23 protein-coding genes and 3 tRNA genes are annotated in these 25450 nt (G+C 60.6%); 13 read left to right on the top strand and 13 right to left on the bottom strand.

Annotated elements, in window-relative coordinates:
• Nucleotides 1–3 precede the first annotated feature (3 nt).
• Both L1069_RS02330 and L1069_RS02325 read left to right on the top strand, forming a co-directional pair.
• On the top strand, nt 4–462 hold the full coding sequence (locus L1069_RS02330) for a DNA polymerase III subunit chi (protein ID WP_129371173.1): 459 nt from the start codon (nt 4–6) through the stop codon (nt 460–462).
• 159 nt (nt 463–621) lie between these two features.
• Entirely contained in the window at nt 622–1173 is a 552-nt protein-coding gene (locus tag L1069_RS02325; protein WP_129371172.1) for a CHAP domain-containing protein, read from the top strand.
• Between the two features lie 106 nt (nt 1174–1279).
• Here the strand turns inward: L1069_RS02325 and L1069_RS02320 are convergent, their stop codons facing one another.
• Genes L1069_RS02320 through L1069_RS02310 form a run of 3 tightly spaced genes read right to left on the bottom strand, consistent with a single transcriptional unit; the run spans nt 1280 to nt 4394 of the window.
• Nucleotides 1280–1861, bottom strand: coding sequence for a TIGR02281 family clan AA aspartic protease (locus L1069_RS02320; protein WP_129371171.1), 582 nt, complete (start codon nt 1859–1861; stop codon nt 1280–1282).
• A gap of 44 nt (nt 1862–1905) precedes the next feature.
• Entirely contained in the window at nt 1906–2526 is a 621-nt protein-coding gene (locus L1069_RS02315) for a MarC family protein (protein WP_129371170.1), read from the bottom strand.
• The gene (locus L1069_RS02310) at nt 2523–4394 is read right to left on the bottom strand and encodes an ABC-F family ATP-binding cassette domain-containing protein (protein ID WP_237454649.1); all 1872 of its coding nucleotides are present in this window, start codon (nt 4392–4394) and stop codon (nt 2523–2525) included. The genes L1069_RS02315 and L1069_RS02310 overlap by 4 nt, the downstream gene beginning before the upstream one ends.
• 271 nt (nt 4395–4665) lie before the next feature.
• Between L1069_RS02310 and ndk the strand changes: the two genes are divergently transcribed.
• The gene (gene ndk / locus L1069_RS02305) at nt 4666–5088 is read left to right on the top strand and encodes a nucleoside-diphosphate kinase (RefSeq protein ID WP_237454648.1); all 423 of its coding nucleotides are present in this window, start codon (nt 4666–4668) and stop codon (nt 5086–5088) included.
• Nucleotides 5089–5141: 53 nt separating this feature from the next.
• Here the strand turns inward: ndk and L1069_RS02300 are convergent, their stop codons facing one another.
• From L1069_RS02300 to L1069_RS02290, 3 genes are all read right to left on the bottom strand, one after another.
• Complete coding sequence (locus L1069_RS02300; RefSeq protein ID WP_237454647.1) at nt 5142–5657, bottom strand: DUF4112 domain-containing protein; 516 nt, start codon at nt 5655–5657, stop codon at nt 5142–5144.
• Nucleotides 5650–5820, bottom strand: a complete 171-nt coding sequence (locus tag L1069_RS02295; RefSeq protein ID WP_129371167.1) for a YqaE/Pmp3 family membrane protein — start codon at nt 5818–5820, stop codon at nt 5650–5652. Before L1069_RS02295 ends, L1069_RS02300 begins: the two co-directional genes overlap by 8 nt.
• A gap of 69 nt (nt 5821–5889) precedes the next feature.
• The gene (locus L1069_RS02290; protein WP_237454646.1) at nt 5890–6219 is read right to left on the bottom strand and encodes a TfoX/Sxy family protein; all 330 of its coding nucleotides are present in this window, start codon (nt 6217–6219) and stop codon (nt 5890–5892) included.
• A gap of 163 nt (nt 6220–6382) precedes the next feature.
• Here L1069_RS02290 and L1069_RS02285 point away from each other — a divergent pair, with 163 nt between their 5' ends.
• Nucleotides 6383–7612, top strand: coding sequence for a cytochrome P450 (locus L1069_RS02285; protein WP_237454645.1), 1230 nt, complete (start codon nt 6383–6385; stop codon nt 7610–7612).
• Between the two features lie 36 nt (nt 7613–7648).
• Here L1069_RS02285 and L1069_RS02280 read toward each other — a convergent pair whose 3' ends face one another.
• Nucleotides 7649–8263, bottom strand: coding sequence for a response regulator transcription factor (locus tag L1069_RS02280; protein WP_134831302.1), 615 nt, complete (start codon nt 8261–8263; stop codon nt 7649–7651).
• 322 nt (nt 8264–8585) lie between these two features.
• On the opposite strand from L1069_RS02280, the gene L1069_RS02275 reads away from it, so the two are divergent.
• The 3 genes from L1069_RS02275 to L1069_RS02265 all read left to right on the top strand — a co-directional run bounded on the left by L1069_RS02275 (nt 8586) and on the right by L1069_RS02265 (nt 15074).
• Nucleotides 8586–9083 (top strand): molybdopterin-dependent oxidoreductase, encoded by a 498-nt coding sequence (locus tag L1069_RS02275; protein ID WP_237454644.1) that lies wholly within the window; start codon nt 8586–8588, stop codon nt 9081–9083.
• Nucleotides 9084–9108: 25 nt separating this feature from the next.
• A complete protein-coding gene (locus L1069_RS02270) occupies nt 9109–11592 on the top strand; it encodes a response regulator (protein WP_237454643.1) in 2484 nt (827 codons plus the stop codon).
• A gap of 527 nt (nt 11593–12119) precedes the next feature.
• Complete coding sequence (locus L1069_RS02265) at nt 12120–15074, top strand: SdrD B-like domain-containing protein (protein WP_237454642.1); 2955 nt, start codon at nt 12120–12122, stop codon at nt 15072–15074.
• Nucleotides 15075–15304: 230 nt separating this feature from the next.
• On the opposite strand, the gene L1069_RS02260 is transcribed toward L1069_RS02265, so the two are convergent.
• Together L1069_RS02260 and L1069_RS02255 are read right to left on the bottom strand one after the other, a co-directional pair.
• The gene (locus L1069_RS02260; protein WP_237454641.1) at nt 15305–16825 is read right to left on the bottom strand and encodes an aromatic amino acid ammonia-lyase; all 1521 of its coding nucleotides are present in this window, start codon (nt 16823–16825) and stop codon (nt 15305–15307) included.
• Between the two features lies 1 nt (nt 16826).
• Nucleotides 16827–17834, bottom strand: coding sequence for an ornithine cyclodeaminase family protein (locus L1069_RS02255; RefSeq protein ID WP_237454640.1), 1008 nt, complete (start codon nt 17832–17834; stop codon nt 16827–16829).
• Between the two features lie 39 nt (nt 17835–17873).
• Between L1069_RS02255 and L1069_RS02250 the strand changes: the two genes are divergently transcribed.
• The 3 genes from L1069_RS02250 to L1069_RS02240 all read left to right on the top strand — a co-directional run bounded on the left by L1069_RS02250 (nt 17874) and on the right by L1069_RS02240 (nt 19525).
• On the top strand, nt 17874–18872 hold the full coding sequence (locus L1069_RS02250) for a LysR substrate-binding domain-containing protein (protein WP_237454639.1): 999 nt from the start codon (nt 17874–17876) through the stop codon (nt 18870–18872).
• 195 nt (nt 18873–19067) lie between these two features.
• A tRNA-Asn gene (locus tag L1069_RS02245) sits at nt 19068–19142 on the top strand.
• A gap of 191 nt (nt 19143–19333) precedes the next feature.
• Nucleotides 19334–19525, top strand: coding sequence for a hypothetical protein (locus L1069_RS02240; RefSeq protein WP_237454638.1), 192 nt, complete (start codon nt 19334–19336; stop codon nt 19523–19525).
• A gap of 331 nt (nt 19526–19856) precedes the next feature.
• Here L1069_RS02240 and L1069_RS02235 read toward each other — a convergent pair.
• A tRNA-Asn gene (locus tag L1069_RS02235) sits at nt 19857–19931 on the bottom strand.
• 69 nt (nt 19932–20000) lie between these two features.
• On the bottom strand, nt 20001–20918 hold the full coding sequence (locus L1069_RS02230) for an MBL fold metallo-hydrolase (protein ID WP_237454637.1): 918 nt from the start codon (nt 20916–20918) through the stop codon (nt 20001–20003).
• 83 nt (nt 20919–21001) lie between these two features.
• On the opposite strand from L1069_RS02230, the gene L1069_RS02225 reads away from it, so the two are divergent.
• The 3 genes from L1069_RS02225 to L1069_RS02215 all read left to right on the top strand — a co-directional run bounded on the left by L1069_RS02225 (nt 21002) and on the right by L1069_RS02215 (nt 23695).
• Complete coding sequence (locus L1069_RS02225; RefSeq protein ID WP_237454636.1) at nt 21002–22321, top strand: ATP-binding protein; 1320 nt, start codon at nt 21002–21004, stop codon at nt 22319–22321.
• A gap of 169 nt (nt 22322–22490) precedes the next feature.
• On the top strand, nt 22491–22754 hold the full coding sequence (locus L1069_RS02220; protein ID WP_211038714.1) for a hypothetical protein: 264 nt from the start codon (nt 22491–22493) through the stop codon (nt 22752–22754).
• Entirely contained in the window at nt 22754–23695 is a 942-nt protein-coding gene (locus L1069_RS02215) for a hypothetical protein (RefSeq protein WP_237454635.1), read from the top strand. The genes L1069_RS02220 and L1069_RS02215 overlap by 1 nt, the downstream gene beginning before the upstream one ends.
• 99 nt (nt 23696–23794) lie before the next feature.
• On the opposite strand, the gene L1069_RS02210 is transcribed toward L1069_RS02215, so the two are convergent.
• Complete coding sequence (locus tag L1069_RS02210; protein ID WP_237454634.1) at nt 23795–24979, bottom strand: hypothetical protein; 1185 nt, start codon at nt 24977–24979, stop codon at nt 23795–23797.
• Between the two features lie 244 nt (nt 24980–25223).
• Nucleotides 25224–25299 (bottom strand) — tRNA-Ile (locus tag L1069_RS02205).
• Between the last annotated feature and the right edge of the window lie 151 nt (nt 25300–25450).

Here is a 25450-nt window from a genome sequence, read left to right as displayed (position 1 = left end):
TTCATGGGGGCTGCCTATTTCTATCATCTGACGCGCAGACCGCTGGAGGAGACCTTGCCGGTCCTTCTGGACAAGGCGCGCGGGGCGGGCTGGCGCATTGCGGTGCGCGGGCGCGACCCCGAGCGCATGGCCTGGCTGGATGACCGTCTGTGGCTGGGGGCAGAGGACAGCTTTCTGCCCCATGGCCTGGCGGGCGGCCCCCATGACGCGCTGCAGCCGGTTCTGCTTACCGCCGGGCCTGAGGCCGCCAATACCCCGGACTGTGTGATGGCGGTGGAGGGCGCCGCAGTCAGCGCCGATGAGGTGCAGGCGCTGAGCCGTGTCTGTATTCTGTTCGACGGCACAGATCCGCAAGCTGTGCAGCACGCCCGCAGCCAGTGGAAGTCACTGACAGATGCTGGCTGTTCCGCCCAATACTGGTCCGAAGAGGGCGGGCGTTGGGAGAAGAAGGCCGAGAAATAGGCCGGGAAACCGGCCTGTTAACCCGCGGTATCGGCGGGATTTTGCCAATATCCTTCAGATTTGTTTCAGCTTGGCAGGAAATGCTCGCGCAAAAGGCGCTGCCGCAGTAATCCTCCCGGTCAAAAGATCAGAACAGAAGACCAGGACACTGGGGGACAGATGAAAGTATCACATGCGTTCCGTCGGGCGCGGCTGCTGCCGATTGTTGGGGCTGGGCTGCTGTTCCTTGCCAACTGCGGTGATATTCAAGGCGGATCGGTGGCCCGGGCCGAGGCTGAGGCCGCGCGTCTGGAATACGCGGTTCAGGAAGTCCAGTCTTTGCAATCCAGAGGGAGCCGTGTCTGGTGCGTGCCCTTTGCCCGCAATGCCAGCGGGATTGAGATTTTCGGCAATGCCAAAACCTGGTGGGCACAGGCCAAAGGACAGTTCAGCCGCGGCCAGCAGCCGCAAACCGGTGCGGTGATGGCGTTCCGGGCGACCCGCTCCAATCCGCTGGGCCATGTGGCAGTGGTCTCCAAGGTGGAGGATTCGCGCCGGATCCGGATCAATCACGCCAACTGGCGCCGCAACAAGGTGTCGCTGGGCATGGCGGTAATTGACGTGTCTGCAGCAAATGACTGGTCCGCCGTTCGCTTGGAAAGCAATCCGGGGGCCTACGGGCGGGTCTATCCGATCAACGGGTTCATTCTGCCGGTTCCGGACAAAGGGTGATCGCAGCGCAGCGGCGCTGCCTCTCTTGGCCAAAGGAAGAAAGGTGCCTTGGCTTCTTTCTGGTTCGAAATACCCCTGCCGGAGGCCTGCGCCGCAAGGCGCATGATCAGCGGGTCAGCACCAATGCGCCATTGCGGATTTCGATGCTGGACCAGCGCTGCAGATAGCCCATGCCCAAAAGGGATTGCTCCAGCTCGCCCTGGTTCACCCACACGCGCACGTCTGTGTCGGTGATGCCGCCCAGCGACATTTCTTCGATCCAGACCGAGGCTGTGCGCACCTCGCCATTGGCGGTGCGGGCGCGGCCGAGATAGGCGAGGCTGCCGGTGTCAATCCCGGCACGCTCTGCATCGCGCGCGTTCAGCACGACTTCGCTGGCGCCGGTGTCGACCAGGAACGGGACAGCTGCGCCGTTCACCTCAAGGGTCAGATAGTAATGCCCGTCCGGCGCGCGCGGCACTTCGACCCGTCCGGCCTCCACCGCGACGCTTTGCTGCGGGCGCACGGTTTGGCGAATGTCCTCCCACAGCCCGTAAGAGGCGATCACACCAAGGAAGATAAATCCCCAGACCGCAAACATCTGCAGTGTCTTGCCGATGGATTGGCGGTTCTGCACAAACACCCAGGATCCCACTGCAACCAGCAGGACAACCAGGTAGATAACCCGCCCGATCTCAAACTCGCCCATCTGCGCACCTCCTGAATATAATGTAGGCGGGCCGGGGCGTTATGCTAGCCTGCAAATCCAAAAGCGCGCAGTCCGTCGAGCACGAACTGGACAGAAAGCGCCGCCAGCAGCATGCCCAGAAGGCGGGTCACAACGGTGATGCCGGTCTTGCCCAGCAAGCGTTCGAACAGGCCGGAAAACAGGCACATCACCAAGAGGATCGCCAGCACTGCGACCACCACGCCCATCACCATGGCAAAGCCTGCAATGCCAGGCTGCTGCCCCGCCAGCAGGATGACAGTGGCGATGGAGCCGGGGCCTGCAATCAGCGGGATCGCCAGCGGGAAGATGGACGGGTCGTCAAAATCATCCTCTTCGCTGCGGTCTTCGCGCCGCTTGTTGCGGCGTTCAAACAGCATATCAAGCGCAGTGAGGAACAACAGCACACCCCCGGCAATGCGGAAGGCAGCCATGGAAATGCCTGCAAAGCCAAGCACCGCCTCGCCAAGTGCCGTAAACAGCGCAAGCAGAATTGCCGCAGTGATGGTCGAACGCAGGGCAATCGCACGCCGCTGTGCGGGCGTCATGCCCTGTGTCAGCGCCAGAAAGATCGGTGTCAGGCCGATCGGGTCAACGATGACAAACAACGTGACAAATGAGGTGATCAGAAAGGCCGTGTCGATCATTGCGCCTCTGCTTTTTCGAGTTTCTCCACCGCTTTCAGCCACAGCTCCTCGGCGCGGTCCTGGGCTTCCATGACTTCGGCATATTTGCGCTGCCAGACAATGGCTTCGTCTTTGCGCCCATCGTCATAAAGAGCAGGGTCTGCCAGCTTTTTGGCCAGCTTGTCGCGCATTTCGCTGACTTTCTCCAGGCGCGCCTCACCTTTGCGGACCTCGGCGCGCAGGGCCTGAATGGCGTCGCGGCTGGGGCGCTTGGGTTTTTCGGCCTTGGCCTTGGCCTTGGTCTTGGATTTGGATTTGCCTGCGGGTTTGTCGCGCGTCAGCAGCAGATCGCGGTAGGCCGGCAGATCGCCCTCAAACGGTTTCACCGTGCCGCCCGACACCAGCCACAGCCGGTCCGCAACCAGGCTAAGGAGGTGCATGTCATGGCTGACCAGAATGACCGCGCCGGAATAGGCGGTCAGCGCTTCGACCAGCGCCTCGCGGCTTTCGATGTCCAGGTGGTTGGTCGGTTCATCGAGGATCAGCAGATGCGGAGCGGGCAGGGTGGCCAGCAGCAGCGACAACCGCGCCTTTTGCCCGCCGGAAAGACGGCCGACCTCGGTATCAGCCTGATCCGACCCCAGTCCGAACCCGGCCAGCCGGGCGCGCAGGCGGGCCTGGCCTTCGTTCGGGCGTTCGCGCTGCAAATGCTGCAGCGGCGTTTCGTCAATGTGCAGTTCGTCCACCTGATGCTGGGCAAAAAAACCGATCCGCAGCTTGCTGGACTGGGTCATCTTGCCGGCCATCACATCCAGACGGCCTGACAGCATTTTGGACAGGGTGGATTTGCCCTCTCCGTTCTTGCCAAGCAGCGCGATACGGTCGTCCTGATCAATGCGCAGATCCAGCCGGCTGAGGATCGGGGTGCCGTCATAGCCGACCGAGGCGCCCTCGGTCGCGATGATCGGCGGCGACAGCTCCTCAGGTTCGGGGAAGGTGAAAACGGTGCGCGCGGCGTCTTCGGGAGCGCGGATGGTCTCCATCTTCTCCAGCATCTTGACCCGGCTTTGCGCCTGTTTGGCTTTGCTCGCCTTGGCTTTGAACCGGTCCACAAAGGCCTGCAGATGGGCGCGGCGGGCGTCCTGTTTCTTGGCCTGTGCGGCCTGATTGGCCCGGTTGGCGGCGCGCTGACGGGCGAACTGGTCATAGTTGCCGGAGTAATAGGTCAGCCCAAGCTCTTCGAGGTGCAGAATGCCGTTCACCGAGCGGTTCAGCAGTTCGCGGTCGTGGCTGATGATGATCACGGTGTGCGGGTATTTGACCAGATAGGCCTCAAGCCACAGCGCGCCCTCAAGGTCCAGGTAGTTGGTAGGTTCGTCCAGCAGCAAGAGGTCAGGCTGTGAAAACAGCACCGCAGCCAGGGCCACCCGCATCCGCCAGCCGCCCGAATAGTCGGAGCAAGGGCGTTGCTGGGCGGCAAAATCAAACCCGAGACCTTTGAGGATGGCAGCGGCACGTGCCTCGGCCGACCATGCGTCGATATCTGAAAGCCGGGTTTGAATTTCGGCAATCCGTCCGGGATCCTGCGCGGTCTCGGACTCGGCCATCAATTCGGCGCGTTCAGTGTCCGCGGCAAGCACCGTATCGATCAGCGACACGTTGGAGGATGGCGCTTCCTGGGCAATGCCGCCGATCCGCGCTTTGCTGGGCAGTGAAATGGCGCCGGATTCCAGCGACAGCTCATTGCGGATCAGCCGGAACAGCGTGGTTTTGCCGGTGCCGTTGCGGCCGACCAATCCAACCTTGTGGCCAGTGGGGATCGTGGCGCTGGCGCCATCGAACAAAAGACGGCCTTCGACCGCATAGGATATATCGCTGATACGTAACATGGGCCTTGCACTGGGGTACTGTCTGGCCCTTGTCAATGGGGCAGGCCATGTGCGGGTGCCGGACGTGGCTGGCTGTGGCCGGCTTATTGCAGATGCGCGGCAAGACCGGCGCAGGCTCAGGAGGCAAAGCCAACGGGCTGCGCGTCGCCTTTGCTGCTGCGTCACAGCTGCGCAATCCCCTCTTTATCCTGTCACAGAGCCATGCTATCGGGGCGGCAATTCGTAACGGGCCGGGCATGATGTCCGGCTTTTCAGCACAGGAGTCTGCCCCATGGCACTGGAACGCACTTTCTCGATCATCAAGCCCGACGCAACCCGCCGCAATCTGACCGGCGCAATCAACGCCAAATTCGAAGAAGCCGGCCTGCGCGTTGTGGCGCAAAAGCGCATTCACCTGAGCAAAGCCCAGGCAGGCGAGTTCTACAAAGTGCACGCCGAGCGTCCGTTCTACGACGAACTGTGCGAATTCATGGCCTCCGCTCCGATCGTCGCGCAGGTTCTGGAAGGCGAAAACGCCATTGCCAAAAACCGCGAAGTGATGGGCGCCACCAACCCGGCGGACGCCGCGGCCGGCACCATTCGCGCCGAATTTGCTGAATCGGTTGGCGAAAACTCCGTGCACGGTTCCGACGCACCGGAAACCGCCGCTGTTGAGATCGCCTATTTCTTCTCAGGCCTCGAGCTGGTCGGCTAAGCCGCAGGCTTAGCGATGACTGAAGGCCGCGCCGGGCGACTGGCGCGGTTTTTTTATGAGTTGGAGAAAGCGGTTCTGAGCCCGCTGTGCTGCCGGTTGCGCGGTCTGCGGGGCCGTGTCCGCGTGGCGAAGCGGCTGAAGGCAGCCAAGTCCTTGGGCGCAATCAGGTTGGAAAAGCCGCGCCGCGCAAGACGTTTCGCCAAAGGCTCATCCTGCGCGGCTGATTGTTCCAGGTGGCGGCGCAGCAGGGCGACGTTGCGGGTGTTGGCCTTCCAGCCAATGTCGAAAAGATCGCCGGCCAGCGGGATCGTGCCAACAAGCGCATCAATGCCGATGTTGGCGGCCATGCGCGCCAGCGTTCCTTTTGAAGCACCCATGCGGTGTCCCGAGAGCAGGATATAGCCCGCAGGCAGCAGCGCCACCGCGTCGCCCACGCCCGGGATGAGACCCAGAATGCTGTCCCAGCCGATCCGCGTTCCGATCAAGGGAATGCGGAATGCCCGGTCCATGCGGTGTGCCAGGCGCTGCAATGATTGCAGGCGGTCTTCGTGATGCGCGGTGTCAGGCATGTTCAGGCGTCTTTGCGATAATCCAGACAGCGTGCACGATGCCCGGAATATAGCCGAGGATCGTCAGCAGGATATTGAGCCAGAAATGCTTGCCAAGGCCGACCTGCAGAAACACGCCAAGCGGCGGCAGAATGACTGCAAAAATAATCCGGATCAGGTCCATCGAGGATCTCCTTTGGTTAGTGTCCCGTTGATGAACCAACCCCCGGATACCCCATTTGGTTCCATCCATCTATTTGCGCGCTACAACGCCGATCATGTCCAAGGTTGCCTCGAGTGCTGCTTGATGGGTATCAATGCTGCTGGCCTTGATCTCGTCAAAGCGCTGGCGAAGCTCTTTTTTTTCCTTGCCTTTGCAATCATTCCAAGGCCGCCCCTGCAGCGACATCACCAGCACGTAGTAGCCGATGAAATGCGGCCGGGTACCGGTTTTCAGAAGTTTGGCATAGGCCGCATCAGCGCCGATGGCACGCAGATCCTCGGCCGAAGAAATGCCGGCCCGGTGGCAGGCTTCCTCATACGCGGGGCCAAGGTTTCGGATGGAAGAAATTGGTGTGTTCATGTTTTGTTTCTATCTGTTCCCGGTGCCGTTGTCACGCTGTAATCGGGCGTCGCCGTATATTGCGGGGCATCGTACTGACGCTGGGTTTCTTGCCGCAATGGCGGATTGACAGTCGCATTTCCTGCAGAAACCCTGGCCGGAATGGCCAGCGGGAGGGTGTCGGATGAGCAGCGGAGAGCAAGTATCTGTGAATATTGAGGAGTTTAATCTGGCGAACCCGCCTGAGGGTTTTCTGGAGGATCCGTTTCCCATTTACGATGCATTGCTGCGCGAGGCGCCGGTGCTGCCGCAGCCGGATGGGTCGCTGCTGGTCTGCCGCCATGCCGATCTGGACAGGGTTTACCGGGACACCACGCTGTTTTCCTCGGACAAGAAGAAAGCTTTTGCGCCAAAATTCGGCGCGGGTTCGCCATTGTTTGAGCATCACACCACTTCGCTAGTGTTTTCCGATCCGCCGCTGCATACGCGGGTGCGCAGGATCATGACCTCGGCGCTGACGCCGCGGGCAATTGCCAGGATGGAACCGGGGCTGGTTGAGACGGTTGACCGCTTGCTGGACGGAATGGCGGGCGCAGCCAAAGTGGACCTGATCGAGGATTTTGCCGCCTCCATTCCGATCCAGATTATCGGCAATCTGCTGGACGTGCCGATGGCGGAGCGGGCGCCGCTGCGTGACTGGTCGCTGGCCATCCTGGGCGCGCTGGAGCCAGCGCTGAATGCTGATCAGCTGGCCGCAGGGCACCGGGCGGTGGAGGAGTTCAAGGCCTACCTGCAGGATTTGATCGCCCGGCGGCGGGCCAAACCAGGGGACATTGACACCGACGTGCTGACACGGCTGATCAACGGCGAGGGGGCGGATAGCGCCCTCAGCGAGGTTGAGCTGATCCAGAATTGCATCTTTATCCTGAATGCAGGTCACGAGACCACCACCAATCTGATCGGCAACGGGCTGGCGCTGCTGAATGACCATCCGGACCAAAAGCAGCGGCTGCTGGAGCAGCAGGAGCTGATCAAACCTGCCATCGAGGAGGTTCTGCGCTTCCGGTCGCCCAATCAGCTGGGCAACCGGGAAACCACAACGGATGTGGAATTTGGCGGAATGAAAGTCCCTGCGGGGACCAACTTGCATCTGCTGATCGGGGCGGCGAACCGCGATCCGGAGGTGTTTGAAAAGCCGGGTGTCTTTGATGTTAACCGGACGCCGAACCGGCATCTGGCCTTTGCCGGCGGGCCGCATGTCTGCGTCGGGCTGACGCTGGCGCGGCTGGAGGGGAGGATCGCCATTGAACGCCTGCTGCACCGTTTTCCGGGCTATCGCCTGTTGCCCGGCCGGGTGCCGGGCGGGCGAATCCGCTTTCGCGGCTATGCGGCACTGCCGGCGGAAATGGAGTGAGTAAGGGTCGACAGGGGCGCTGTCAGGCAGGCCGGCTCAGAACAGCCCGGCCGCCTTGGCGGTCAGCGCGGCCTGGGTCCGGTTCTTGGCCTCCAGCTTGCGGCAAAGCGTGCGCACATGCAGTTTGATTGTCACTTCCTGCAGCTCCAGCTCGCGGGCGATTTCCTTGTTCGACAGGCCGCGGCATAACCCGTTCAGCACTTCCAGTTCACGCGGGCTGAGTTTTTCGGCCAGCGGATGGGTTTTTGCCGAGGCGTCTTCGCGCATCAGATCTACAGGCACATAGATCTCTCCCGCGCTCATGAAGCGCACGGCATTCAGCAGGGATTGCGCGCCCATGGTCTTGGGGATGAAGCCGATGGCGCCGGCATCCAGGGCCTCCTGTGCGGTGCGGGCGGGCGCGCTGCCGGACAGAATGGCCACGCCCTTGCCGCCATTGGCCTCCAGCGCCTTGGCCAGGCCGTCGAGCCCCATCATGCCGGGCATGTTGAAGTCAAGCAGCACCAGGTCGTAGGGGCCCAGTTCACAGATCTGCGAGATCGCACCAGGCAGATCAGTCGCCAAAGCGACCTCAGCACCGCCCTCGGATTTGAGGTAGGCGGAGATTGTTTCGCGGACCATATCATGATCGTCTGCCAGCAAAATGCGCATGTAGCCACTAGACCTGTTCTTTACTTCCCGGTCCCAGTCTACAGCGACAAGGGTTTCAAAACTGTCAACCTTGGATTGCGGACTGGTCTGGGGTGTGAACATCTGCTGCTGCTCCTGTGCGAGTACTGGAAATTTTACCGATGTTACGACGTTCTGACGGCCTCTGGTAAGCCAACATTAGGGTTGATGGCGCTACTCTGGCGGTTGTGCACCCTATACGAAAGGTCATGAACCTATCCTCAGGTGCCGGTTTTCGGGCGGAGCGGATGTGCCATGCTTTGCCCGGCTGTTACGGAAACGGCATCAAATGAGGAGTGCTGGAATGAGAGGATTGATTTCGCAGGTCGCGGCCTTGGCTTCGCTTGCAGTCATGGCGTGCGCAACCGCAGTTTTTGCGGATGAAGCGCAACCGGTGCTGCTGTCGGTCGGAGTGGAGGGCGCGGCGGAACCTGCAGCGCAGTACACGATTGAGGATCTGCGTGCGCTGGCTCCGGTCACCTTTGAGACAGAGACCATTTGGACCAGCGGGCCGCAGCAGTTCACCGGCGTGCCGCTGGCTGTTCTGGTCGGGCGGATGGATGTCAGCAGCGGGCGGCTTGTAGCGTATGCGGTGAATGACTATGCGGTGGAAATCCCTGTTGCGGATGCGGTTGACGGTGGCCCGATTGTCGCGTTTGAGCGTAACGGCGCGGAAATGTCCTTGCGCAACAAGGGGCCGCTATGGGTGGTGTACCCTTATGACAGCAACCCGGCCTACCGTACCGAAGAAGTCTTTTCGCGCAGTATTTGGCAACTGGACCGGATCGTAATTCGGCCGTGAATGGCAGGCAGGGAGCAGTCAGGTGATGCTGCGCGGATTTCCAACGATGCCGCGCTGGGTTTTAGCGCTGGTGCTGGCAATTGCAGCAGCGCTGGCTGCGCAGTCTGTGCGGCTGGGGCATCAGGTGCTGCAGCAGCTGGGCGGGCTGTCGACCGCGGCAACAGACAATATGCAATGGAATCTGTCCCAGGCCGAAGTTGAGCATCTCAAGCTGGAGGCGGCGGTTCTGACGGCCAGCGCGCCTGGGGATCTGCGCCGCCTGCAGCGCCAGTTCGATGTTTACTACAGCCGGATTGCCACGTTCCGCGAAAGCCCGCTGTTTGAGGATTTGCGCCAAAGCCCGGCAGGTGCAGCCCTGCTGCAGCAGATGCAGGACCGGCTGGACCGCATGGCGGCGGTTATTGACAGTGGCAGCCGGCCGTTGCTGGACAGCCTGCCGGAGCTTGCCGCCGAGCTGGCGCAAAACAGCGGTGATGTGCGTGAACTTGCCTTGTTTGGTGTCGTGCTGCAGGTGGAGGATTCCAAGGGTAAGCGGCTGAAACTGTTCACCATCCTGACGCGTCTGGGCTGGGTGGTGCTGGCCCTGGTGCTGGCGCTGGCGCTGGCGGCGCTGCTGCTTGGGCGGCTCTACCGCAAAGGCCGCAGGCTGGCAGTGGAGCGCAGCCGCTCTGCCGCGCGGATGGAGGCGATGATTGCCTCCTCGCTGGATGCGATCCTGGTGGTTGGTGCAGACGGCAGCATTCTTGCCTTCAACGGGGCGGCGGAAACGGTGTTCGGCTACAGCAAGGCTGAGGCCATGGGCCAGCAGATGGTCAGCCTGATTGTGCCGGACCACCTGCAGGAGGCGCATCAGGCCGGCATGAAACGGTTTCTGCAAACCGGTGAGGCGCAGGTGGCCGGCAAAGGCCGGCTGCAGCTGGAAGCGCGGCGTAAGTCCGGCGAGCTGTTCCCGGTAGAGCTGTCTGTGTCGGTCAGCCAGTCGGGAAACGAACTGGTCTTTGTTGGCTTCCTGCGCGACATCTCCGAGCGGATCGCTGCGGAAGAGGAATTGCGGCGGGCGCGGGACGACGCGCTGGCCGGCGAGCGCGCCAAGCAAAACCTGCTGACGGTGATGAGCCACGAGATGCGCACCCCGCTGACCGGGGTTCTGGGGGCTATCGATCTGATTGAGGGAACCGGACCGACACCGGAGCAGCGCCGCTACTTGCAGGCGATGCGGGTTTCGGGCGGCTTGCTGCTGCAGCATGTGAATGACGTGCTGGAGCTGTCGCGGCTGGAGGCCGGCGCCGAAACTGAGAAACGGCGGATCTTTGATCTGGAGGAGCTGATCAGCGGTCTGATTGAAAGCCAGCAGGCCAGCGCCAAGGGCAGGGGGATCGATCTGTCTCTGCACTGCAGCCTGGGCGGCAAGCCGGTGGTGGCCGGGCGGCCGCGGGCTGTGCAGCAGGTGCTTTTGAACCTGATTGGCAATGCTTTGAAGTTCACCAGCGATGGCGCGGTGAGTGTGGATGTAATGCGGCTGCCGGACGGGGAAACGGTGGAATTCCATGTCGCGGACACCGGCCAAGGCATCTCGCCTGGCGACCTTGACCGGATTTTCGAAGATTTTATCACTTTGGATTCCAGCTATGGCCGTGGCAGCGAGGGCACGGGACTGGGACTGGCAATCACCAAGCGCCTGGTGCAGGCCATGGGCGGTACGATTGCATGCGAAAGCGAGCTGGGTGAAGGCAGCCTGTTCACCATCTCACTGGCGTTACCGGCGGCCAAGGCGCCGCCGCGCCAGGCAGCACAGGACAAACCCTGCCGGAACGGCGCCTGCCGTCTGCTGATCGCCGAGGATAACGACATCAACCGCGAGCTTCTGGCCACGATGCTGCGCCAGGAGGGGCATCAGGTGACGGCTGTGCCGGGCGGTGCCGAGGCTGTGCAGGCCGCAGAAGAGGGGCGGTTCGATCTGATTCTGATGGACATCAGCATGCCGCAGGTGGACGGGATCGAGGCGCTGCGCCGGATCCGCGCCCAGCAGCTGGCCGAGGGCACCGACATTGTGGCGCTCACCGCGCATGCCGCCGCGGAGGACCACGCCCGCATTCTGGATGCCGGTTTTGCCGAAGTTCTTACCAAACCGGCCAACAAGGCTGAGCTGGCTGAAGTGATAGACCGCCGGGCAGGCAGCGGGGTCAAGGTGCTGCCCGGAACGCAGTCGGACATCCACCAGTTTTTTGAAGCCCTTGGGCAAGACCGGGCACGCAGCTTTCTGGCGTCCTTTTGCGACGAGGTAAATCAGCTCCAGGATGGGCTGCAGGATTGCGCGGTTCTAGACGATGACCAGCGCAAAGAGGCGCACCGGCTGGCAGGGTCGGCGGCAGTTCTGGGCCTGTCCGGCCTGCGCGCGGCGATGCTGGCGATCGAGACGGCGGAAGAAGGGGGAACGCCTCCGGTTGCGCCGTTTCAGCAGGCCTGGGCCAGCGCAGCACTGGTTCTGGCCCCTCATTTGCACGTATAAACCGGTTTCCTTGCCAGCGGCTGCTGGGGCAGAAACCGCCGGGCGCGCCTCTCCCATTCCAGTTTAATCTGGAAAACAGATTGGGATCCGCTTTTACGGTGTTCTTTTTTTTGACCTTTGGCAGCGATTGGAAGACCGGTCTGTTACGGCGATAGAGGTTGTTTTTAAAGCATGTTTGACAAGGCTCCGGCCGCATTTGGAGGCACGCTCCATTGTTTTGCGCAACCGGTTGGGTGCTTTCTCCCATTGACAAAAAAATTTGCGCTTTAGTTTAGAAGGTGGCTGCCAGAAGCGAAGTGTTGTTTCCGGTGGTCAAGAATTGGGAAAACACGCTGCCGGGGGACAGACCGAGCCGTACTTGGCCGAAATGAACAAATTTCATTACTCAGTGAGAGCCGCAGCCGGTTTCGTCGAACCCGGTTTTGCGGGCAGTCTGTGTTGCGGAATGCGTTTAAACGGCCTGGAAAACGGGCCTTTCCTTGGGGCGTTTGTTTGTAACGAGTTGCGCCTGATCGGGGGAAGTGAAAGTGACCTACAATTACAGGAATTACGAATGGACTGCATTTACCGAAGCAGATCTTTTGGATCAAGGAGGAAATGGATCCAGCTTTGGGTACGGTGACACCTTCAGCATGCCGGCAAGCGCCACGGTATGCCTGTCTACAAAAGACAACGACTATTTTTTGTCAGGCGACTATTACAGTAACGAACGCGCGGATGACAGGTACGGCCAAAACGCTTATGTCGATGGTGAACCGGCAGGCGGGAAGATGTATGCCGAAAGCTATCACGTCCTGAAAGGCTCGGACGGCAATACCTATTACCTGATCGAAATCGAGATTGAAGGCCATGACGCCCCGGGACAGGGCGAAGACTATTTCACCTTCTACAATGATGTTCCCCCGGCCGGGGTTGAATTGACTGTGGTCAAGACCTGCGGCGTCAAAGGTAACTGGGTTGACTACAAATGCCTTGGCGCGGGTGACAAAATTGAAACGGGATCCATTTCAGGCACCGTTTTCTGCGATTTGGATTGCGACGGCATTAACGGGGAGGTGACCACCATCCCAGGTTGCGATTACAAGATCGAAGCCGAGAATATGCACAAGAGCGGCTTTAAGACGGTGGACGGCAACCAGGCGTCCGGCGGTGAGCTTGTCAAGCTGGCTTATCCAGGGTGCTACGGCACGCTGTGCACCACCTTTGACGGCAAAACCGGTGTCTATGACGTAAAGATACGCGTGCAGGATGAAAACGACGGCCAAAGCAAGATCAAGCTGAAAGTGGATGGTCAGTTAGTCGAAGCAATCCGGCTGGATGCCGATTCCGACGGCGGCGGGTCGAATGATGGCGGCTTTTCAACCTATGTCATCAAGGATGTTGCCATCAGCAATGGGGAAGACATCACGATCAAGACCAAGGGCGATGGCTACGAATATGTGCGTATCGATAACATCGTTCTTGAAGGCCAGGACCAGCAAGAAGTGGTCCCGGAGCCTGGCAAGGCTGATGTCACGATCAAGCTGCTTGATGCCGGCGGCGTTGTCGTGGCAACCACCACCACCGATGCCGATGGGAACTACCGGTTCGACGGAATTGAAGCCGGCGATTACAAGATCATGGGTGTGGCGCCTGACGGTACAGAGTTTACCATTCAGGACGCAGGCTCGGACGATACGATCGATTCAGATGTTGATGAAAACGGTATGTCGGGTGTGATCACTGTTGGTGCGAACACGGAAACTGATATCGACCTGGGTGTTGTCGACCCGCAGCCCGGCTCGCTCTCAGGCCGGTATTTCGAAGACACGGATGGCAGTGACACCGACAATGGTGAACCCGGCGTGGCCGGCGCCGAAGTCACTTTGACGAACCTGGATACGGGCGAAGTATTCACCACAAGCACAGACAGCGACGGCGGCTATTCATTCACTGATCTGGATCCGGGCGTTTATGAGGTCTTCTTTGCGGAGGTCGATGGATTTGGATTCGTTGCTCAGGATCAGGGGGACGATGACACTATCGATTCCGATGTGAATATGTCCGGCAGGGTTGAGATTATTGAAATCCGGAAAGGCGAGGCTGTTGAAGACATCGACGCCGGCATCCGGCCGTGCGGGCGCATCGACGGTGAGGCGCGCGTCGATGACGTGCTGATTGGCTGTGATACCGACGACACTATCCGCGCGTTCTCTGGCGATGATTCTGTCGACGCGCGCGGCGGCAATGACACCATCCACCTTGCCGGAGGCAATGATACAGCCGTCGGGGGCGCGGGCGATGATACGATCGATGGCGGCCTTGATTTCGACATTGCAGTCTTTAACGGTGCTCTTGCAGATTACACAATCACCCTGAATACACTTAGTGGAAGCTCGCTCACAGTGACGGGGCCGGATGGTGAAGACCTGCTGATTGATATGGAACTGCTGCGATTTGACGATCAGGATGTTCTGGTCTCCTCCCTGATCCTTTCAGCCAGTGATGATACCGCTGATTTGCCTGCCCTGAACGGCAGCACGACTGTTGACGTGCTGGCCAATGACAATCCGGGTCAGGCCCCCGGCACGCCGGTTGTCATGTCTGTTACAGACGGGCAGTTTGGCACGGCGTCAGTCGAGCCGGACGGACAGATCACCTACACTGCCAATGCGGAAGCAACCGGCGGGTTTGACGTTGTGAGCTATACCGTTGTTGACAGCCAGGGCCGGATGGCGACAGCCGAGCTTCAGTTGGGCGATATTGCGGCTCCGGACGCGTCAGCGCCGGGCGCCGTGATGTTGGGCGACGGGGGCGAAACCTTCGAAGGCTCAGGCCTTGATGACATCATCGTCGGCGGCAGCGGTAATGATTCCATCACGGGCCGCGGCGGCAATGATGGCATTGACGGCGCCAGCGGCGACGATACGGTTCTGGGGTCGGCCGGTGATGACACAATCCTTGGCGGTGAAGGCGATGACGATCTGTCGGGCAATCTTGGTAATGACATCATTTCCGGCGGCAGCGGCAACGATGACATCGCGGGCAGCGGCGACAACGACCAGATACTGGGCGGCGACGGTGATGACGTCATCAGTGCCAACCCAGGTGACGATTTTATCTTTGCTGGCGCCGGTAATGACGAGATCAGCGGAAATGCCGGAAGCGAAATGATTTTTGCCGGCCAAGGTGATGATGAAATCAAACGTATCGGTGAGGGCGCGGATATGGCCTTTGGCGGTGATGGCGATGACGTCTTTATCTGGCGCGACTTCCAGGCGGATGGCGTGCGCGACCTGATCGACGGGCAGTCAGGTATCGATACGCTTGAGGTGCAGGTGGCTGCTGCGGACTTTGCTGCGATGCAAGTCGAAGTTGATGCTTATCTGATGTCGCTGGCTGCAAATGCGGATGACACCAATGGTGTTGTATCAAGCTACAGCTTCTCGACAATCGCATTGGATATCGCAAATATCGAAAATATCGACCTTACTTTCGCGTAGGGGCTTGATCAAAAATGAGGCGCGGCAATAACTCCTTGCCGCGCTTCAGGCTTCAAAAAAAACAACTATACCGTTTGCAGCACGCAGCCGCGGCGAGGGTAATTGCAAAAGCGGCCCCCGCAGATTTCAGCCATGTCTTAAGTCACCACTCCAAAAACGTGTGTCGCCTGGGCGGGGCTGATTGCCGGCCGGATCGTGCCTTTGCAATCAGGTCGCCGCATCTGAAGTGTTCATTCGCTTGCGTCAGGGGGGCAGAAAGCGATGCGATTTTCTTTTAGGGTGGCTGACAGGTTTTCGATATCTTTGGCAAGCGGCCGGTCGTCGCGCAGCGCGGGCGAGATCTTTCGGACCTGATTGTTCATACCAGAAAGAAACCCGCCGCAATTGCCGCTGAGCTTGCGAAGCTCTATCGCTTGGCAGGCAATCAGTAATTCAATCGACGTCAGGTGAAAGACATTGTCAGCGATCCTGTCCAGCGCGCTGACGGCTGCCGGGGAACCTGTCAGGCAATCCTCCACTCCATTTGCATTCACGCTGGGCCAAACCGGCACCGATTGGGCGGCATGCGCGATCTCGGCGACCAGGGATTCAGCCACCTTCATGACCGAGGCGAACCCGTTGGAGGCGCTGTCCGGCATTGCCAGAAAACTGGGCAAGCCGCTGAATTCGGGGTTCAGAAGTTTGGCGGCGCGGGCAAGCTGTGCCATGGCCAATGGGACAAACGACCGGCTTAGGGTTTCGGCAGTACTGGTAATCTCGGATGTGAAATAGGCGCCGCAAGAAACCAATTTTTTGCGTTCGGCCAGGGCAACCGGATTGTCGCTGGCACTGCTGATCTCGATTTGCACGCAGTCCATGGCCCGGTCCAGCGCAGTTTTGGCGGTGCCATGGATCTGCGCAACATTGCGAAACGACAGCGGATCCTGCAGGCGCTGGGCCTGGCCGGATTCAAACAGCGCACTGCCAGCCAGCCGGTTGCGCAGGCCCGATGCTGCCTTCAGATGGCCGGGATGGGGTTTAATGGACAAAATGGTTTCGTCCAAAGGACCGGTATTCGCCCGGAACCCTTCCATCGACATCGTGGCAGAAGTCTGCACCGCTTCAAAGGCGGTTGCGGCTTTGGACACGGTCAGCGCGGCCCTGGCGGCGGTTGCACAGGAGTGATTGGCCAGCGCCAGCCCGTCGCGCGGTGCCAGCTTTAAGGGCGTAATCCCATGAGCTTGCATCAGTTCGGCGCTGGGGCCGATGCTGCCATCGCTGGCATACATCTCGCCTTCGCCGATCAGCGCAAGCCCGGTTGCGGCATTCAGCACCAGATCCGCCGCACCGATTGACCCAAGGGAGCCAGTCACCGGGACAAGACCCGCATTCAGGCAGCTGGCAATATGCCGGGCGACCTCGGGCCGGGCTGCGCTGTAACCGCCAAGCATTGTGTTCAGCCGGACGATCAATCCTGCCCGCACCACTTCGGGCGCGGCCAATGGCCCGATGGCATGGGCGCGTCCCCGCAGCGTCTGCAGCGAAAAATCGGCGAGTGCGTCTGCACCTAATACCTCGGTCGCCCGCGCGCCCAATCCGGTTGTCACGCCGTAAACCGGGATTTTTCCTGCGATGGCCCGCGCGACCAGCGCATGTGTCCGGCTCATTCTGGCAAGCCCTCCCGGGGCGAGGTCCAGCTGCCAGTTTCCATGCGCGGCCCGGTCAAGATCCGCAACCGTCAGCGACGTGCCATCCAATCTTAGCGTTTTCATGTCAGGCATCCCGGTACAGCAGGTTCTGAACGATCCCCAGTTCTCTGGCGCGCTCCAGTATCTTTGCCCCAAGGGCGATATCGCTTGTGGACATGCCGCGGTGCCAGAACAGAATTGTTTCGCTGTCCGCCTCGCGCCCCGGTTTCAATCCTGCAGCGATTTCGCCGATCTCGGCATAAAACGTCTCTTCGCTGACCAGGCCCGCATCGATGTGCGGTCTCAGCGCCCCAAGGTGCCCGGCGCGCATCTGCCCCAGATCATCCATGACAAGTTTGTCAAAACCCTCGATGAAATCCAACGGCAGGGTGCTCATGGTTCCGTAAGGCACCACAAAGGCACCCGGCTTGACCCAGGCCCGGTTAAACATCGGGGCAGGGGTGCTAAGCCGCGTTGCCTCGACCAGAATATCAGCGCCCTCCAAGCAGCTTTGCCAGCTGGCGGTCACGGTCACGTCTTTGCCCAGGTCCTGGCGCAGCCGTTCGGCAAAGGCCTCCCGGCTTTCGGGGCGCCGCGAGTGGATGCGGATTTCCTCGAAGTCGAACAGATGATCCAGCAGCCGCACATTCCAGTACGAGGTGCCGCGCGCGCCGACATGGCCCAGGACCTTCGGGGTCTTCGGCCCCAGCCATTTGGCACCCAGGGCCGTCAGCGCACCAGTGCGCATATCGGTAATGCCGGCGGCGTCGATCACGGCGCGCGGTGCCCCGGTTCTGGGGCAAAACAGGTTCAAAAGCGCCAGCTCTGACGGCAGGCCCTGTTTGTAATTGTCGACGTAATCCCCCACGATCTTGACCCCTGCATAGTCCAGCGGCGCCACATACCCGCGCAGCACATTGAAGTGCCCGTTGAACGCCGGATCCGGCGTCAGATGCATCCGCGGTTCGATGACGGTTTTGTTCCGGCCGGCTGCAACCAAAGTCCGCTCAACCGCATCCAGGATGTCGTCATTGCTGAGAGCCACCCGGTCCACTTCCGGCTGTCCCAGGTATTCGATCTCTATGCGCGCCATGTCTGTCACTCCCGTTTTGGGCATGATGGCGTTTGTGTGATGTCTTTACAGATCGAAAAATGTGAGGCTGGCCTAAGGTTTTCTGATTCAGAAAGGGCCGCTTCCATGCTCCTTCCTCCATTGAATGCACTCAAAGCATTCGAGGCTGCAGTGCGTTTGGGCGGGTTCACGCCTGCGGCGTCCGAACTTGGCGTGTCGCCTGCCGCAGTCAGTATGCAGGTCAAGAATGCAGAAGCGTTTCTTGGGAAAACGCTGTTTCACCGGTTGAATAACCGTCTGCTGCTGACCGATGCCGGGCGGACCTATTACCCGGCAATTTCCGAAGCATTGACGGCCATATCGACGGCCACGGAGAACCTCATTGAAGCTGAGGCCCGCTCCGGCCTTGCAGTCAGCACAATCCAGTCTTTGGCAGAAAACTGGGTCGCCCCCGCCATTTCGCGCTTTCGGGAGGCGTTTCCCGGCACCGGGATCGAGTTGCGGATCGAAGCTGATCCGGTCGACCTGTTGAATACGCGTACCGATCTTAGGGTAACCTATGAGAGCCATCTTTATCCGCAGCACACCCAGCTGCCATTGTTCAAAGACGTCGCCCATCCGTTTTGCACACAAGCGTTTTACGACAGCCATGTGGCAGGATCCGGGATTGCCGCAGTGCCGGACGTTTTGCTGATACATACTGATTGGGGAGAGCAGTATGCGTCGCATCCGACCTGGGCAAACTGGTTCCGGGCCGCTGGCCTGGCCAGAAACCCGAACATGCGCAAAGGCCTGCGTGTCGGCGGCGCTGCGGTTGCCCTGGAACTCGCCAGACAGGGGGCAGGTATTGCATTGGTGCCAAAGATGCTGGCGCAGGCAAAACACCCCGCCAATCTTGGCGTCGTGGTTGGTGAACCTGGCCTGCCGTTGCCGTACGCCTATTTTGCTATCGTGCCGCATTCTGCTGCTCAGCAAACCGATGCGGCTGAAAAGAACCCGCCGCTGCAGGCGTTTTTGGAGGAATTGTTCCCGAAGGATGCACCTGAAGAAACGCACTAGCCGTACCGCAGTCATCGGTCTTGAGCGTACAATTCGGGGGCCTGCCCGGCGGCTGATTGGAGGTTGGCAGGCCTTGGAGGACTTACGGTTCTTCCCGGCGAAAACGGCCCCTCTAGCGGGGGCGAAAAAAGTTGTTCAAAACCGCAAATTACCTCTGGACGTCCATTGGAGTTATTCCTATACCGCATCTCGTATTCCGGCGTAGCTCAGCGGTAGAGCAGTTGACTGTTAATCAATTGGTCGTAGGTTCGATCCCTACCGCCGGAGCCAACTTCCTCCTAAGAAGTTGGAAATAAACGACAAAGCGCTCCATTTCGGGGCGCTTTTGTCGTTCTGGGCACACCCTCGGTCACATCCGATTACACCCTCCTCCTGCGGGAGCCGGAGCATTGAGAAGATTAAACTCAAGGCGGGTTCGACTGGCTTGGCTCTTGGGCGCGCAACACCATGAAAGGAACGCCATGACGTTCTCCGCCTCTACCGGCGGATCGACCGCAACCGTCACAGTCACGGTTTTGAACAGCACGGCAAACCTCAAAGTCGAGAACGCCTCTGATCTCGGCGATCAAATCGCATTATTGGTCTATGATCTAACGGCGCATCCCATCGACCAATCACCCGACTACATGGTCTATGCGACACGACACGATTGATGCCGAAGCAGTCCAGGGGACGCCACAGGAGGCCGGGGGAGCATCTGATGACTGAGCATTCGTCAAAAAACACGTTCGTGCGGCCCAGAGGTGTAGCCACCAAGGTCTTTGCCGAAGGTGCCGAAACCATGCGTGTTTGCCACAGCTAAGGAAAAGGGCAAGCCTCTCCTTCAATATGCGGTGGAGGAGAAAAAGCGTTTGCAGGCCGTTGGTTAGGACGTACATGTGCAAATGGATGACAAAAGATCCGATGTCACCGATCCGGGTAGTGTTTTCTGTGCTTGAAAAGAAAAAAGGACCTAACGGGCGATCGCTAAGTCCTTGAATTCTTTGGCTCCGGCGGTAGGGATCGAACCTACGACCAATTGATTAACAGTCAACTGCTCTACCGCTGAGCTACGCCGGAACGGTCCGTGCCGTATAGCGCCCTCGGGATCAGGCGTCCAGAGGGTTCGGAGGACTTTTTCGAAAAAAATCAACCGCCGCGCTGTTCGAATACAGCGGTGGCGGAAAGGACGCCTTGCGGTGCGGCCAACTTGCGGCCGGTGAGGTCAACAAGGTGAGCGAAAACGTTGCGCTCAGCAGCCTTTAGCAAAGCCGGCGGGGTCTCGGTATAAATCTGCCGGGCCAAAGAGGCTGCGCTAGCCGGCGCAATTTGAAGCGCGTCCAGAATTGCGGCCTCGCGGGATTCGCGGTGGGCGGTCAGCCAGTCCAGCCTTCCGGCAGGATCGTGGACCGGGGCGCCGTGGCCTGGGTGGAAAACACGCCAGCCGCGCTGGCGCAGGCGGCGGCAGGAGGCCATGAATTCCGTCAGGTCGCCATCCGGCGGCGACACCAGCGAACTGGCCCAGCCCATCACATGATCGGCGGTGAAACAGGCGTCGCCCCAAGCCAGCGCAATGTGATTGCCAAGGTGGCCGGGTGTGTGGATGACCTCTAGTTCCCAGCCGTCGCCGCGGATCATTTCGCCGTCACCGACGATGATGTCTGGAGAGAATCCGCTGTCGATGCCCTCGCCGCCGCCGGCCAGCCCGTCGGCGGCCAGCTGGCACATGACTGCGCTGCGCCCGGCTGCGGGACCGCCAAAGGCATAGACCGGCGCGCCGGTTGCCTGGGCCAGCGCCCGGGACAGCGGGGAGTGGTCCAGATGGCTGTGGGTCACGATGATGTGGGTGATCATTTGGCCCGGCTGCACTGCGGCCAGGATCGCGGCAAGATGCGGCGCAGAGTCCGGCCCCGGATCAATGACGGCCAGGCCGCCGGTCCCGATCATATAGGTATTGGTGCCGCGATAAGTCATCGGCGAGGGATTCGGCGCCAGGATGCGGCGCAGGCCTGGCTCCAGCTCCTCGGCCAGGCCTGCCTGCGGGTTGAATTCATCCGGTGCCTGCATGGTCTTGCTCCGCTGCTGTTTTCCTGGCCGGTGCGCGCCTGGATCCTCTTTCCTCTTATCCAACCGCCCTATAGGCTTAGCCCATGTTCTTCAAATGGCTCAAACGATATATGCCGCGCAGTCTTTATGCCCGTGCGGCTTTGATCCTGGTGGTGCCCATTGTGGCATTGCAAATAGTGGTGTCCGTCGTGTTCATCAAACGCGACCTGGAGGATGTGACCGTGCAGATGACGGCCACCCTCCAGCGTGAGTTCGAGCTGCTGCGCCAGGTGGCGGATACGGCACCGGATCAGGAGGCCGCATTGGCGCAGATGGGGCCGCTGCTGCAGCCGCTGAAAATGCAGGCGCGGTTTCTGCCGCCCGGTGCGCCGCTGCCGGAGGATCAGTTCAGCCTGATCGAATTTTCGGGCCGGGTGGTGCGCGAAGAGCTGGAAAAGACGTTTCCGGGGTTTCTCGCGGCGCGGTTCCCGGCGGACCGCAGGGTGCAGGTCTATTTCGGCGCGGCGCATGGGCTGATGGAACTCAGCTTTGACCGCCGCCGGGTAACCGCCGCAGCTCCGCATCAGCTGATTGTCACCATGCTGTTGTTCGGCTTTCTGATGATGCTGATTTCTTTCCTTTACATGCGCAACCAGCTGCGCCCGATCAAGCGGCTGGCCAATGCGGCAGAGGCCTTTGGGCGCGGCCGGGCAGTGCCCTATTCGCCCGCCGGCGCGCTGGAGGTGCGGGCAGCCGGGAGCGCCTTTCTGGACATGCGGGCCCGGCTGGAGCGCCAGATCGAGCAGCGCACGCTGATGCTGTCGGGGGTTAGCCATGATCTGCGCACGCCGCTGACGCGGATGAAGCTGGAGCTGGCGATGCTGGACGAGGAGGACGCCGCGCCGATGCTGCGCGACGTGGATGAAATGCAGGCACTGCTGGACGCATTTCTGGATTTTTCCCGGGGGGCGACGATAAGCGAACCGGAGCCGGTGGACCCGCAAGAGCTGGTCCGCACCATCATCAGCGATTGGCAGCGCCAGGAAAAACAGGTGGCGCTGGGAGAGATGTCCGGCGAAGGAGAGGTGATGCTGCGCCGCCAGCCGCTGCGGCGGGCGGTGGAGAACCTGATATCCAATGCCGTGCGCTATGGCTCCCAAGCGCGGGTTTCTGTGGCGATGACCGAACGCTCCATGCGGATCCGGGTCGAGGATGACGGCCCCGGCATCCCAGCCAGCCAGCGCGGCGATGCCATCCGCCCCTTCACCCGGCTGGATCCGGCCCGCAACCAGGACCGCGGGTCTGGTGTTGGTCTGGGGCTGGCGATTGTGGCGGACATAGCACGTGCCCATGGCGGCACATTGCGGCTGGGCGAAAGCACGGATCTGGGCGGGCTGAAGGCTGACATCGTAATTGCGCGCTGACCGCTAAACCGAACTGGCCGCCGCGCGGGGCGGGCGCCTGAATGCCGTCAGGTGTTGCGCGGCGGCGGCCTGCAGCGCACGCCTGCTTTTCCCAATCTTCTTTCTTTGCAGCTATCAATCGGGCCCCGGGCAGCTTGTCCGGGAAAGAAACACTGTTGGGAGAGCTCTCATGCCTCAGATTGATCCGTTTTCCAACCACCGCCGCGGGCTGGAAAGCCCTGCTGCTCATCACATGGTGATCACGCCGCAGGACGGCACCGACCTGCCGGTCCGGCCGCGGGTGCTGCGGGTGCTGGCCTCGGGGGATCTGGTGCTGCGCGATGAGGCGGGCACAATCATCACCTATGTGGTTACTGCCGGTGAAACCATCGGGTTTTCCGCCGCGGGTATTGAAGCGACGGGGACGACCGCATCCGTGGCTGGGTGGTACTGATGCTGGGGCTGGGGCATTCCGCCACCAGGCTGACCGGTCTGGCGGCTGCACAGCACCCGTTCACGCCCGCTGCCTTGTTTGCCGCGCCCGGCGCGCTTGGCGGCTATTGGGATCCGTCCAGCACCGGCGGGATGTTCCAGGACATCAAAGGCCGGGTGCCGGTGGCCGGCCCGGGCGATCCGGTGGCGCTGATACTGGATGGCGCACAGGGTGTAATGGCCGCTGCGGGCGCCGGGCCGCTGGCGCAACGCCTGAGCGGGCAGGGGACGGAGCTGTTCGCGGCACCGTTCTCAACCACCAGGAAATTCGCGGACAACGGCGACGGCAGCTTTACTTGCACCGGTGATGGTTCCGGCACGTCCTATGTCTACAAGGATGGGGCCGGGATCACGGTGGGGGACTGGTATCTCGTCTCTTACGAAGTCTTCGGCTTTCTGTCGGGGGGCTTCCGCGCCAGGGTGGGGACCAGTGCGGATGATACAGGGATTGGCCCCTGGCAGGTCACCAATGGCACGGTTGAGGTTCTGCTGCGCGGCGACGGTTCCGGCGGCAACTTCTGGATCGAGGGCACACCCGCGACCCAAGGATCGGTGCGCAATGTTTCGGTGCGCAATGTCCCCGGCCTCCATGCGTTGCAGGAGGGAGGGGACAGTTTCAGGCCGCTGCTGATGCAGGAGCCCTCCAGCAGCGCCTGGTATCTGTCACACGACCTGGTTGACGATCGTTTGACGATACCGCTGCCGGATCTGGGAACGCAGGCCACAGAATGGCGCGCAGATGAAACCGGTGTGCTGATCAGCGGCGGTCTGACCATCGCCGCGGGGCTGCGGGATTTGCCGGTCAGCCAAAAGCTTTACGCCTATGGTGTGGTCAACAGGGCGCTGACGGCAGCGGAGACGGCAGGCCTGACTGCCTGGCTCAATCGCAAGCGCGGGGTGTGACCGTGGGCGGGGCTGGGGGTGCAGTATCTTGCCAGGGCTGGTCCGGACAGGCTGCTTGCGGCCCGCTGTCTTCAGCGGCCCGCAAGCGTGCTGCCAGGTTCAGGCAAGTTCCTTGGACAGTGCGGTGAAACCCTGTTCAATGGCCGAGGCTGCCTTGATCAGGTTTTCTCCGCCCGATGCGATGCTGGTCACTGCGGTCGTAAGGCCCAGGCTGCCGATCCAGATTGCCCATTTGGTCCAGACCGGGTCCTTGTGGCGCAAGGCATCAACGGCCTTCTGTGCATTGTCGCGGAATTTCTCGGCCGGTTTGATGCTGACATGATAAGCCTCGATATCCTTGATCAGCTTGGCCGTGGCCTTGCGGGCCGCTTCCATGGCTGTAAACAGCCCGTCCAGTTTCTTGCTCTTGTAGCCCCGGTCCTTGGCCATTTTGCCCAGCTTCTTCTCGATCTCCTTGTCGAGCTTGCCCTGCTTATCCAGCAGCTTGTTCAGCTCCTTGCCGAGGCCCGCTATCTCCAGATCGATGTTTTTGAGCTTCGCCTTATAGGTCTCCAGATGCTTATCCACCCGGTTGAAGCCCGCGGTTTCGATCATCAGAAAATCTGCCAGGAATTCCTTACCGATCTCCTTGGCCTTAACCTTGGCCTTGGACTGTTTCTCATAAGAGGTCACCAGCTGTTTCAGCGCCTTCTCCAGCTCGCCATGGATCTTGACGATGTCGGACGTCACCTTTTGAATTGCGCGCGCCACCGAGACGATGCTTTGCGCAATACCGTAGATGCTGGCGGCAATCGACACGCCGCCGGTCACCGCACCAGCCGCCAATGACGCCGTGCTGCCGATGGCGCAGGCGCTGCCCAGGACAATCGCGCTGACCACTTTGATCCGGTATTTCTTGCGGTCCTTGTTGGCCTGCTTCCACTTGTCGAAATGTTTGGTCGCGACCTGCTCAATCGACTTTTCGTATTTGGCAAAGATCTTCTTGATGTCGGCGTCCAGCTCTTTGCATTCCTTTTCAGTCAGCGGCAGCACCGAACCCAGATCGTTTGCCTGGCTGACACGCAGGCTGCATTCGGCCAGAAGCTTTTTGTATTCCTTGGTGGCGTCATCATAAAGCTTGGCGACAAAACGGGCGTCGGTATCCAGTTCGGCAGCCACTTTCTTGTCGACTTCGACGGTGGCTGCAAAATTCATATTGCCGAGCTGAACAAACTTCGGCTTCACAGCCTTGGTCACCTCGTTCTTTACGTCTGCTTTGATGATTGTGAGTTTTTCGGTTGCCATTGTGTTCTCTCGTGCCTCTACAGGTCCAGTGGCCGGACGAATGCCAAAAAACAGCTTGGAAACACAACGGAATGAATAAAGCCGGCCTGCTCATTGGCCACTTTAGCCTTCAGGCGGTTAGAAAAAAGCAAAAGCTTCTGGCCAGACCGGGGATTGGAATGGCATCGGCCGTTTCCGGACGCAAATCAGTGGATCGGGAAGGGTCAGAAACAGCGCAGCCGAACCGGAGGCAGGGCGGGGAGGATGGTAGGCCCGGCAGGATTCGAACCTGCAACCAAAGCGTTATGAGCGCTCTGCTCTAACCGTTGAGCTACAGGCCCGCCATGGGTTTGTGGTTAGGAAATGGGGCGGGCGAGGTCAAGCGGTGATTGCAAGGCGCACCGGTGAATTTGCCGTGCGCGGCTGGAGCAGGGGGGCCCCCCCCCCCCCCCCCGGGGGGGGGGGGGCCCCCCGGGGGGGGGGGGGGGGTTT

It is taken from the genome of Leisingera sp. MMG026 (assembly GCF_021654205.1).
Lineage (GTDB): Bacteria > Pseudomonadota > Alphaproteobacteria > Rhodobacterales > Rhodobacteraceae > Leisingera.
This window is presented reverse-complemented; position numbering and strand designations above follow the sequence as displayed.